Source organism: Pedobacter sp. GW822-FHT03F06, assembly GCF_058801365.1.
Map to the genome: position 1 here is coordinate 1 of NZ_JBXANE010000010.1, position 11,974 is coordinate 11,974.

The 11,974-nt window shown below is 37.3% G+C and carries 8 protein-coding genes; 4 read left to right on the top strand and 4 right to left on the bottom strand.

Annotation, left to right across the window (positions count from 1 at the left end; genetic code table 11):
* Positions 1-262: 262 nt before the first annotated feature.
* On the bottom strand, positions 263-2,164 hold the full coding sequence (locus AC1RJ8_RS17405; RefSeq protein ID WP_057932784.1) for an amidophosphoribosyltransferase: 1,902 nt from the start codon (positions 2,162-2,164) through the stop codon (positions 263-265).
* Between the two features lie 273 nt (positions 2,165-2,437).
* Between AC1RJ8_RS17405 and AC1RJ8_RS17410 the strand changes: the two genes are divergently transcribed.
* Genes AC1RJ8_RS17410 through AC1RJ8_RS17425 form a run of 4 tightly spaced genes read left to right on the top strand, consistent with a single transcriptional unit; the run spans position 2,438 to position 9,229 of the window.
* The gene (locus AC1RJ8_RS17410; RefSeq protein ID WP_492954918.1) at positions 2,438-5,170 is read left to right on the top strand and encodes a TonB-dependent receptor; all 2,733 of its coding nucleotides are present in this window, start codon (positions 2,438-2,440) and stop codon (positions 5,168-5,170) included.
* A 3-nt stretch (positions 5,171-5,173) separates the two neighbouring features.
* Complete coding sequence (locus tag AC1RJ8_RS17415) at positions 5,174-6,505, top strand: DUF4876 domain-containing protein (RefSeq protein WP_492954917.1); 1,332 nt, start codon at positions 5,174-5,176, stop codon at positions 6,503-6,505.
* A 27-nt stretch (positions 6,506-6,532) separates the two neighbouring features.
* The gene (locus AC1RJ8_RS17420; protein WP_492954916.1) at positions 6,533-8,086 is read left to right on the top strand and encodes a DUF6850 family outer membrane beta-barrel protein; all 1,554 of its coding nucleotides are present in this window, start codon (positions 6,533-6,535) and stop codon (positions 8,084-8,086) included.
* Between the two features lie 3 nt (positions 8,087-8,089).
* A complete protein-coding gene (locus tag AC1RJ8_RS17425) occupies positions 8,090-9,229 on the top strand; it encodes a cytochrome-c peroxidase (protein WP_492954915.1) in 1,140 nt (379 codons plus the stop codon).
* A gap of 467 nt (positions 9,230-9,696) precedes the next feature.
* Here the strand turns inward: AC1RJ8_RS17425 and murI are convergent, their stop codons facing one another.
* From murI to AC1RJ8_RS17440, 3 genes are all read right to left on the bottom strand, one after another.
* Entirely contained in the window at positions 9,697-10,515 is an 819-nt protein-coding gene (murI, locus tag AC1RJ8_RS17430; RefSeq protein WP_492954914.1) for a glutamate racemase, read from the bottom strand.
* Between the two features lie 275 nt (positions 10,516-10,790).
* Positions 10,791-11,369: an OmpH/Skp family outer membrane protein gene (locus AC1RJ8_RS17435; protein ID WP_057932778.1), complete on the bottom strand. Its 579-nt coding sequence runs from the start codon at positions 11,367-11,369 to the stop codon at positions 10,791-10,793.
* 63 nt (positions 11,370-11,432) lie between these two features.
* A complete protein-coding gene (locus AC1RJ8_RS17440; RefSeq protein WP_121283542.1) occupies positions 11,433-11,963 on the bottom strand; it encodes an OmpH/Skp family outer membrane protein in 531 nt (176 codons plus the stop codon).
* Between the last annotated feature and the right edge of the window lie 11 nt (positions 11,964-11,974).

Consider the following 11,974-nt stretch of genomic DNA (forward strand, 5'->3'; position numbering starts at 1 on the left):
CCAAAAAAAGAGTTTTTCTTAAAATAAATTTGCAATTGTGGTAAACCTAGAATACGACCGTAGCGGAGAGATCTTTTAATATTGTCTAAAGATCTCTCCACTACGCGTTGCTCCGGTCGAGATGACGATTTCTAAGAGGGTCTGTCAATGGGGAGTCGAAGGGTTCTTATCCAGTTTTATCAGCAGTAAAAAGTGCACAAAAAAATAGCCCATATTACTATGGGCTATTTGTTATTCATTCCCCTTTAGGGGATTTAGGGGCCTAATAAGCCCTTTGGTTATTTCCTTCTTTCCAGTTAACAAAAGCTTTATTTACCACTTTGTTTCCACCCGGGGTTGGATAATTTCCGGAGAAATACCAGTCTCCCTTGTTTTTCGGACAAGCTTCGTGCAGGTTCTCTAAACTTTGATAAATTACTTCAACCTCAGCAACAGTACCTTTTGGCGTAATAATCTGTGCAATTTTAGCCGAAATTTCTTCTGGCGTAAACGGTTTATAAATTTCCTTAACGTGATTTACAATTTCCTCTTTAGGTAAAAGTAACGAAGCTTTACATTTGGTGTAAACATCTTCTATTACCTGCCACATGCCACGTTCGGTAAGCAATTGTATCGCCGCATCGAAAGCCACGAACTGCCCCATTCTGCTCATATCGATACCATAACAATCAGGGTAACGGATCTGAGGTGCAGAAGAAACAATAATAATTTTCTTGGGGTGTAAACGGTCAACAATTTTAATGATACTCTGCTTTAAGGTAGTACCACGTACAATCGAATCATCAAGTGCAACTAAAGTATCCTGGTGGTTATTGATAATACCATAGGTAGTATCGTAAACATGTGCCACCATTTCGCTACGGTCTGCGTCCTGAGTAATAAAGGTTCTCAGTTTAACATCTTTAACCGCCAGCTTTTCTACACGAGGAGCTAAAGATAACAGGTCTTCGAGCTGCTGATCGGTTAATGTTTCTTTTTTATGTAAAAGTATATCTTTCTGGTGCCTGCGCACATATTGCTGAACACCATCAACCATTCCAAAGAAAGCAACTTCTGCTGTGTTTGGAATAAATGAGAATACGGTATTTTTTAAATCGTAATTAACGGCTTGTAAGATTTTATCGCTTAATAAGCGACCAAGCTGTTTACGCTCACGGTAAATTTCAACATCACTTCCTTTTGAGAAATAGATGCGCTCGAAAGAGCACGATAATCTTTCGGTAGGCTCGCGGAACTGCTCCATGCTTACCTCGCCGTTTTTCTTGATAATTAAAGCATGCCCAGGATCGATCTCTTTAACATCTTTAAACTGGATATTAAATGCGGTTTGTAAAGCTGGCCTTTCCGATGCCGCTACAACAATCTCATCATCGTAATAATAATACGCCGGACGGATACCTGCCGGATCGCGCATAATGAACGAATCGCCATTACCCACCATACCACAGATCGAATAACCTCCATCCCATGTTTTGGCTGAGCGGCGAAGAATGTTCGCAATATCTAAGTTATCAGATATTTTGTGTGTAATCGCAACGTTATCATGCCCTTCTTTTTTATACTGATCGAAAAGCTCCTGGTTTTCATCATCTAAAAAGTGACCAATTTTTTCTAATACCGTTACGGTATCTGCTTTTTCTTTTGGATGTTGACCTAACTCGTACAATTGCTCCAATAACTCATCTACATTCGTCATGTTGAAGTTACCCGCAATTACCAGGTTGCGTGTCATCCAGTTGTTTTGCCTTAAAAAAGGGTGGCAATTTTCGATGCTGTTTTTACCATGCGTACCATAACGCAAATGGCCCATTAACACCTCGCCGATAAAGCTTACGTTGTTTTTGAGCCATTCTGTATCCTGCATTAATTCAGGCGTATTTTCCTGGATATCGACAAATTTGTTCTGTACATATTCGAAAATATCTGCTACCGCATTAGATGCCATGCTCCGGTATCGGCTAATGTACCTACTGCCCGGTTTCATATCCAGCTTAATGGTGGCAATACCTGCGCCATCCTGGCCCCGGTTATGCTGTTTTTCCATTAAAAGGTATAATTTGTTAAGGCCGTAAAGTGCTGTACCGTACTTTTGCTGGTAGTAAGAAAGTGGTTTTAACAGGCGAATAAAAGCGATTCCGCATTCGTGTTTTATCTGATCACTCATTGTGTGGGTTTGAAGCCGCAAAGTTATCCTTTTAACTCGTTACAACCTAAAGAAAAATACTTTCTTTTATTATGATGAGTTTAAACTGACAGATGTACCAAATGTACGCTAACCTGTCTTCCACGCTTAAAATCGTGTATTATTAATTATAATCTTTCTAAATAACTTGCATAGTTAGTGTAAAATCAACACCTTTGCATCACTATTAAGATTTAGTCTAAATTGAAGAAGCTATACACATCCCTATTTTTGTTTTTTATTTGCGTTACCCTGATGGCGCAAGTAAGAAATGTGGTTACCGGAAAAGTGGTCGACCCTCAGAACAAGCCTTTAGAACTTGTCAACATCAAAATTGTAGAAACAAACCAGTATGCCATAACTGATAAGAATGGCTTATTCAGCGTAAATGGAACAGAAACCAACAACATTTTAACGCTGGAATTCTCATACATTGGTTTTCAAAGGTTAAGATTACCGTTAACGGTTAAAGAAGGAGAAACGAATCTCGGTAACATCACCTTAAAGGTTCTTGATTTGAGTTTGGAGAATATTGAAATCAATGCCAAGCGGAATTATTCGGGTCAAACCAACTCATCACTAATTATTACGAGAGATTTAATTGAACAGACTCCTGCTTTAAGTGTCAACGACCTTTTGAACCAAATCCCAAATAGAAAAATCCAACCACCATCATTACAGAATGTACAGAATATAAATTTAAGGGCCGCTTATGCGCCTACAACCGATGGAAAAGGAAGTTTTGAATTAAATAACGCATTTGGTATCGCCATCATTATGGATGGAAATACCATTAGTAATAATGCCAATATGCAGAGCTTTAACCCTGGCAGGATTGGTGGGGTAGGAAGTTCCTTTGTTACGAGCGGCAGCTATGGAATTCGTGGTACTGGAGATATTGGCAAAACAGGATACACAGGAGATTATACTTTTGGCGGAACAGATTTACGTCAAATACCAGCAGACAATATTGAGAGTATAGAAGTAATTGCTGGTGTTGCGCCTGCAAAATATGGCGACTTAACCGATGGCGCAATTATTATTGAGCGACAAGCGGGTAAATCTCCTGCATACGTCCGTATGCAGTTACGTGATAACGCAACATCATATGGTTTCTCTAAAGGTTTTGAAATTAGCCCAAAATATGGTTCAGTAAATGTTGGTATTAACTACGTCAATTCCTTTCAAGATAATCGTGACAAACTAAAGGCTTACCGAAGAATTAATACCAATGCCATGTGGACAAATTCTTTTGGAAAAACCAACCAGTTAAAAAACACGCTTAGTGTAGATTATGGCCGAAATCTAGATGGTATAAAATATGATCCAGATGATGAAAAAAGCACAAGAACGAAATTTGACAGCTGGAATTTTAGTGTTGCAAACAGAAGCAATTATCGTTTCAACAATGGTTTCTTAAAAAATATTGGGATTAATTTAAGATATTCAGCAGGGCATCAGGTTAGCTATAAAGAAGAATTAGTAAATGATGCGTACGTATTATATAGCACAGCAACTACCACAGGCATACATGAAGGATACTATGATTCGGGAGTTTACACTGCGAAATCATTAATAGATGGCCGTCCGATTACAGCAGCAGCTAATTTGGATTTCACGGGGGGATTTGCTACAGGAAATTTAGTTCATAACCTGTCTTTTGGCACCAGTTTTAGTTATAGTGCCAACAAAGGTTTGGGACAAACAATTGATCCGAACGAGCCACGAGGCACAGTAAGAGCCGCGAGTACTTCTTTAGGTACAAAAAGTTCAGAACGTTACTACGATTTTCGCTTAGCGCTTGCGCAAAAAGATCTTGGCTTTTATATTGAGGATCTCTTTACAGCATCTGTATTGGGCAAACCATTAAGTATTAGAGCAGGCATGCGATCTGATATACAAAATGGTTATACATCCTTCTCGCCAAGAACAAACATCAACTATGAGATTAATAAAAACTTAAGATTTGGTGTTGCTTATGGTTTATCATATAAATCGCCGGGGCTAGCGCAACGCTATCCGGGACCAACATTTTACGAAATACCATTACTTAATGCCTATAATGGTAAAGTAAATGAAAGTACTTATTTGGTATATGTAGAAAGATATGAGCCAAGTAGCGCAAACTTAAAACCTTCAAAAAGCGAAAGTATTGAATTATCAGCCCAAATTAAAATTGACAAATTCAACCTTTCAGTAACCGCATTTAACAAAAAATCAAGAAATGGGATTTCGACTGCGCAAAATTTACAAAGTATAGAATTACCAACTTATTCTGCAACAATTAACCCTGGGGCAAAACCAACCGTTACTCAAACAGGAATTCGACCATATGCTATAAACTATTTTAACTTCGTAAATGATCTTTTTTCGGATAATCAAGGTTTTGAAATCATACTAAATACTCCCGAAATTAAAGAGATTAAAACGTCATTTAATGTTAGCGGCGGTCTTTTCAGAACTGCCTACAAATCCACATCCAATACTTTAAGTAGTAAAGTTCCAAATACTATCCCGACAGATCCAAATTACGCGTTTATTGGTGTTTACGAGCCCGAAAATACGAAAGCATATTTCAGTAACGGAAGAATCACTAGCGTTACACACATTCCAAAATTAAGTTTAGTTGTTTCGTTTGTGGCAGAATTCGATATTTTAAATAAAAACATCACTCCTGCTAGTTCGCAAATTCCAATTGGCTACTATAATAGACTTAATCAATATATTCCAATTACTAATTTCGATAAAGCAAATACTTCTTATGGTCACCTTTATAAAACACCAGAAGAACTATCTGAAAATGATTTACCAAGGGTTATTTCAAACTATCATTTAAGCATTGCAAAGGAAATCAAAAAACGGTTTAAGTTCGCCTTTAATGTTTACAATGTGTTTAACCACAATCCATATTATACTACTCAAACAGGGTCATACGTATTCCCAAATAGTAGCCCAACATTCGGTGCGGAATTATCTATAAAACTTTAAGATATGAAAAAATTACTATATACATTATTAGTTATTGCAGTCGCTTTAGCTTCATGTAAAAAATATCAAGGAAATATTCCTGAAATCCACCCTGTAAGATATCAGGTAATTACTTCGTATGCTTCAGATAACCTGGGTAAAGTTTTACCTAAAGCTAGAATAGAAATTACGATTACAAATACAAAAACCAGCTTAAGTCAAAAATATCTCACCAAAAGTGATGGAACATTTATTATCGACTCAATTTCTCCTGGAGTTTATGATATATCTGCAAGCATTAAAATTTCTGCTTTAGATTACACAGCTTTAACAGGCGAAACAGTTACAAAAGAAGTTGTTTTTAATGCTTCAGAGAAAGGAAAGACCATTACCGTTCAGGATAATCAACTTTCAGCACTTAAACTTATATCTGGTACAACTGGCCCATGGGTAATTAAACAAATTTACTATGCTGGATCAAATACGACAACAGGTGCATCTTTTAGAGATCAATTCATTGAAATATACAACAATACTGATTCGGTTTTATATGCGGATAGTTTATATATAGCAGAAGCTATTGGTCTTCAAAACTTCACAGCAACTAATGTTTACAGACAAAGTAACAGCCAATACGACTGGAGCAAATCACAAGCTATGCCGTCTGATATTGATGCAAATAATGGTTACATCTATACTAGGGCATTATTGATGATTCCGGGAACAGGCAAACAATACCCTGTTAAAGCGGGCGAAAGTATCATACTTGCTCAAACTGCATTAAATCACAAATCGCCATTTACCGGCACTGATGGTAAGACGATTACTGCAAGAGATCCGTCTTTAACAATAGATTTAAGTGGAGCCGATTTTGAAGCTTACTATGCTCCATTTCTACCAAAACCATTAGCCTCTGATGTAGACAACCCTAGTGTGCCTAATGTTGAAGTATTATCTTATAACGGAACTGATTTTATTTTAGACAACCCTGGAAGAATGGGCTATGTTATATTTAAAAATAAAGGCCAGGCTGATATTAAAACACTACCTCAATATCCATTCCCTACAATTGCACCTCCTTCGGCAAATTCCGACAAGTACTATCAAATTCCAATTAATTTTATAATTGATGGTGTAGAAATTCAACCGAACACTGCAAGTGCACGAGTTCCTAAAAAACTTGGAGCATCCTTAGATGCCCTGTATACCTATGTTCCAAATGGAGCATATTCTTCTCAATCTGTGATCAGAAAAACAGAAACTACTATAAACGGGCGAAAAATTTTAAAGGACACGAATAATTCTGCAGAAGATTTTGACTTTTTACCACTCGCAATTCCCAGAGGCTTTAAATAATCTATATTAAGCCAAATACACAATAAAATGAAGAATATTATCTTATATATATTTTTAGTAAGTAGCTCGCTGTCAGCTTTTGCACAACGAAAAGACATATTAAATCAAAGTATGACAAGCAAGCTATTTTCTACAGATTCAGCTATTTTTAGTGCATATGAATTTGCTAAATCAAGTCCTTTTTACATTAAAAAATTAATGCCGGCAAACTACAATAGTTTGAAGATTGGCCAAAATTTTGAAAAAGGAAGTTTAATGAAGGCTCAAGATGCAAGTACTCTTAATAACACGGTTTTAAGCACAGAAGGAATCTCACAACTGGGTTCAATTAGTATTTGGGGGCAATTTTCATACAATAGGATTGTTGAAGATAGTACATCATTTTCTCATCAAACCCGAAATAATTTGGCTAATCCGTATTATTTTGGTTCTCCTAAAAACTTAAGTTATCAAAGAACACTGTATAATCTGAAAGCTTTGGCAAGTAAGAATATCCTAAAAAATAATTTACCAATAGGCCTGGGGGGTGATTATAGAATTGGCAATCACTACTCAACAAATGATCCTCGCGGTCAGGTAAATGACTTTCAATTTAATTTGATTGGAACAATTGCCTATAATGTTACTAAAGAATTAATGATTGGTGCCGCTTATCGTTATGGATACGGATTGGAAAAGGTAAATGTGGCATATAAAAACAGTAGTCTTTCTCAGGGATATGTAATTCCAGAGTATAACAACTATTTAATTAATGGATATGGTGAACCTGAGCAATATAACACAGATAGAACGGTTCAAAGCAACCAGACCAGAGATGGCTTAGATGCATATTTGACATATGAAAATGCAACATTAGGAAGCTTTAACTTGAGTTATCAAACATCCAAAGAAAAACAAAAATTTGATTATCGAACCTCGCTTGCAATTACAGAGTATATCAACTTTGATTTGGTAAGTGAAAACTATCGTCTTTTTTGGTTAAAGAAAATATCTTCAAATTCATTAAGTATAGACATTAATTATAAATCAAATACCGGCGATAATTACATTAACGTTTACTTAGCAAATAGTTATCTATATAAAAATAAATCATTGGGTATTCAGGGTCATTACAGCATAATTAAAAATCAGTTTACCCATAACATAGGCCTAAGCTTAAAAAAATATGAAGAACGCAGGCAAGATGGTATTGCCGGTAACGATATCACATTTAACCAATTAAGTTATGCTTTGAGTTATGGCATAAAACATCAAAATAAAAACAATCATAACTGGGGCATTAGCTTAACTGGCTTATACAATCAATACCTTGATTCTGATTTCAGCGTGCTTTTAGCTAACGAAGGTGTTTTTACCAGGAATGTAATCTATTATGATTATGCCTATAATACAACCTCGAAATTTGGCGGTAATTTTACAGCCGATTATAGCATCCCAATGTTTAAACAAATCCATGCAGGTATCAAAGCTGGTGTTACCTACTGGAGAAGAGACGATTTAAAAGATTTCGGCAGGGTATTAACAAATACCCCTGGCAAAGACCGTTTTTCTTCCAATATCAGCTTAAACCTATATTTTTAACCCATGAATAAAATTTTTGCCCTTCTTGCTTTAGCCCTTACCGGATTAATTCTATTTTCTTTTCAATCAGCCGATTTTAACAACGACGATGAACTGAGCATAGATAGCCTGCGCAAAGTTTATTCAAAACCTACCGATCAATGGCCAAAACCTACGATAGATCAGGGTGCTGTTTTTCAGGAATTGGGCGAACTTCCACCCTCTCCTGTTGATTTAAAAAACGACTCGGTAAAAAATGTAGTGGAGCTGGGTAAAATTTTATTTTTCGATCCGCGTTTGTCGGGTTCGAATCAGATTTCTTGCTCGAGCTGCCATACACCAGATTTACATTGGACAGATGGCCGTCAGGTTTCTGTAGGGCACGATCATTTAACCAATATCAGAAATGCACCATCACTGGAGAATGTCTGGTTTTATAAACGTTTGTTCTGGGATGGCAGGGCAAACAGTTTAGAAGAGCAGGCCGGCAGTCCGGTGGCGGCCCATAACGAGATGCACCAGGACATGAAAGTTTTACCCAAAAAACTCCGTAAAATTAAAGGTTATCAACCTTTTTTCACGGCTGCATTTGGCTCAAAAGAAATTACCAATAAAAGGATTTTCGAAAGTCTGGCTACTTTTCAACGCAGTATTGTGAGTAGAAGAACCCCCTTTGATCGTTTCCTGGCGAAAGACAAAAAAGCGTTGACCGATCAACAATTAGTCGGCTTACATTTATTCCGCACCAAAGCACGCTGTATCAATTGTCATAACGGACCATTTTTTACCGATAACGAATTTCATAATGATGGTTTAACCTATTATGGCCGTAAATATGAAGATTTAGGGTTATACAATGTAACCAAGAAACCAGAAGACGTAGGCAAGTTCAAAACTCCCGGCCTGAGAAACGTTATGAAAACAGCTCCCTGGTTTCATAATGGTTTATTCCCTGATATAGACGGCGTAATGAACATGTACAATGTGGGCATGCCGGTACAACGTGTAAAACCGGAACAGGTAAATGATCCTTTACTCCCTAAAAACGATAAGTTATTAAAAGGGTTAAAATTGAGTATTGCAGAAAAAGATGCCGTTGTTGCCTTTTTAGAAGCATTATCTTCTCCTACCGTACTGACCAGGGTAACGCAATTGCCACAGTAATTAGCCTGGAGTATTGAGTTGGGCGTTTGGAGGCAGTTAAACGACATTCAGTATAAAACAGCCAGCGAAAGGACTGTATTTAATTACCCCTGCTTTACCTGTTCTTTACCCTTTGTTGCTACCAGGTTAACCCCAAGATAACCCCAGGCTTACCTTTTCTTTACCCTGGGGTTACCTAAAAGGTAAAGCCAGACACTGCTTTGGGGCTTTCTTAGGTGAGCCAGGGCCGATGTTGTCTGCCAGCAAGTACGAAGCCCACCCGACCAAAAATGGTCTTAAAATACATTCCTACCTGTTTTAAAGTGCATAGCTTTGCCAAAGAACATCCTCAATCCGTTAACATTTCACCTTAGTGAACAGTATTAACCAGACATCGGTTGCCAGTGATAATCTGTATTTGACAGTTAACCGATTCCAGCTGGCTATTGGCCGTCAACAATCAAACAATCTGGCTATTTAACAATCCATCACATCTTATCCGATTTCAAGGGCTCCCCGAAAAAAATAGAGGCATGTTCATCAAAAACTGCAGGATCACCGCTGGTATAGAAATGTCTTTCGCCCTGTTTGGCTAATTTTCCTTCGATCTCAGAGTGTCGCTTTAAATAATCAGCTAAGCTATTGGCTACAATCTCGCCTTGCGTTAAAACGCTTATATGATCGGGGAATACCTTCTTCAGTTTAGGCATTAATAAAGGATAGTGCGTACAAGCCAGTAACACACAATCGATAGCTGCCGATTGGCTCAATAACTGATCACAATATTCATTGATAAAAAAATCTGCGCCGGGTTGTAAGTGTTCGTTATTTTCGATCAGAGGAACCCACATCGGACAGCTTTGCTGGTAAACCTTAATCTCCGGAAAAAATTTATTGATTTCTAAAAGATAGGATTGAGAATTAACCGTACCCCTGGTTCCCATTACCCCTACCGATTTGGTACGCGTATAACCATCAATTACCTCAGCTGTGGGCCTGATTACACCAAGCACTCTTCTATCGGGATACTTAGCAGGAAGATCTATCTGCTGGATTGTTCTAAGCGCTTTTGCAGATGCGGTGTTACAGGCCAGAATAACCAAATGGCATCCTTTATCAAAAAGCCATTCTACGCATTCTAAAGTATATTTATAAATGGTTTCGAAAGAGTGGTCGCCATAGGGCGAACGGGCATTATCGCCCAAATAGATATAATTGTAATCGGGCAATTTATCGGCAATAGAACGAAAAACAGTTAAACCACCATAACCTGAATCGAAAATACCTATGGGCGAAGAGTTTTGCATGCCTTTGATGTTGGAAAATTGGAATGTTAGAAAGGTGTAAAGTTAGTTGAAAATTGGAATGTTTTAGTGTTAGTTAGTATGTTAAAACGATCGTCTTCCTGAACTTGTTTCAGGATCTACCCCGCTTAAGTTAGATATCAAAGATACTGATCCAGAAACTTCGGAACAGCATGACGAAAATCCTGAAACAAAAAAGCGGAACTAAGTTAAACTTAATTCCGCTTTATATTTTGAACTGGTAAGGAGATTTTGGGCTCCTTACTCCCGATTCAGAACTACTTTTTAGGTGCTGCTGGTTTCGCAGCAGTTGCAGTGATTCCTAATTTAGTTTTTACTGAAGCAGTAATATCATCACCACCATCCCAGAAAACTAAATTGTTACCACCTTGTCCGTTTGCGATATCGAAAACGTAAGCTAAACCTTTTTCTTTAGCTACAGCAGAAATTGCAGTTGCAACTTTAGCCTGGATAGGCTGGAATAATTCACCTTGTTTAGTACCTATATCTTGTGAAGCTTTAGTACGCGCATCGGTAATACGTTTTTCTAAATCCTGTAATTCCTGACCTGCAGCTTGTAATTCTTTACCCACTGTTTCTTTGTTTGCCTCACTCAAAGTTTTTTGCTTAGCTTCTGCTGCAGCCATTTTACTTTGATATTCTTTGATCATTGCATCAATATCAGCTTGCTTTTGTTTACCTAAGGTTTCTAAAGTAGTTTGAGCTGTTTTAGCCTCTGGTAAATTTGCAAATACCTCTTCAGAATTAATGTGACCCAATTTTTGTTGTGCACTTGCCATATTCGCTGTAAACAATAACCCTGCTGCTACAAAGAATACGTTAATTAACTTTCTCATCGTTTTATTTTACTTTTTTATTTTTTTCTAATTGTTTTTCTTCAAAAATCAGGGGCGAATATACTAATTATTTACAGTCCCTGGTTTATAACCTAATTTTACAATTACGTCATTGCTAACATCGTAACTGCTACTTGCATAAATCATCATAGTTGCTTCACTGCTCTTATCGAAAATAAAGTCTAAATATTTAGATTTTGCAATCTGTTTAATCGCCTCGGCTACTTTATCCTGAATGGGTTTAATTAATTTTACCCTGCTTTGAAAAAGATCCCCATCTGGCCCAAACTTAGAACGCTGAAATTCTTTAGCTTGTTTTTCTTTTTCTATAATCTCGTTTTCACGGCGCTTGCGCATATCATCAGTTAATAAAACCTGATCAGCCTGATAGGCCTTGTACATCCGGTCAATTTCAGAAAAATTCTGATCTACCTGTTGCTGCCATTGTTTGGAGGCAACATCTAATTGACTTAGTGCCGATTTATATTCTGGTAAATGCTTTAAAATATACTCCGTGTCTACATAAGCAAACTTCTGTGCAAAGGCACCGAAAGAAGTGCAAAGCAGGAATGCGATAAAAAGATATTTTTTCATTTGTGTGTGTG

What these genes read in the sequence shown, in the direction of transcription:
- AC1RJ8_RS17405 (WP_057932784.1), bottom strand. Translation starts at nt 2,164, where the DNA reads ATGAGTGATCAGATAAAACACGAATGCGGAATCGCTTTTATTCGCCTG.
- AC1RJ8_RS17410 (WP_492954918.1), top strand. Translation starts at nt 2,438, where the DNA reads ATGGCGCAAGTAAGAAATGTGGTTACCGGAAAAGTGGTCGACCCTCAG.
- AC1RJ8_RS17415 (WP_492954917.1), top strand. Translation starts at nt 5,174, where the DNA reads ATGAAAAAATTACTATATACATTATTAGTTATTGCAGTCGCTTTAGCT.
- AC1RJ8_RS17420 (WP_492954916.1), top strand. Translation starts at nt 6,533, where the DNA reads ATGAAGAATATTATCTTATATATATTTTTAGTAAGTAGCTCGCTGTCA.
- AC1RJ8_RS17425 (WP_492954915.1), top strand. Translation starts at nt 8,090, where the DNA reads ATGAATAAAATTTTTGCCCTTCTTGCTTTAGCCCTTACCGGATTAATT.
- murI (WP_492954914.1), bottom strand. Translation starts at nt 10,515, where the DNA reads ATGCAAAACTCTTCGCCCATAGGTATTTTCGATTCAGGTTATGGTGGT.
- AC1RJ8_RS17435 (WP_057932778.1), bottom strand. Translation starts at nt 11,369, where the DNA reads ATGAGAAAGTTAATTAACGTATTCTTTGTAGCAGCAGGGTTATTGTTT.
- AC1RJ8_RS17440 (WP_121283542.1), bottom strand. Translation starts at nt 11,963, where the DNA reads ATGAAAAAATATCTTTTTATCGCATTCCTGCTTTGCACTTCTTTCGGT.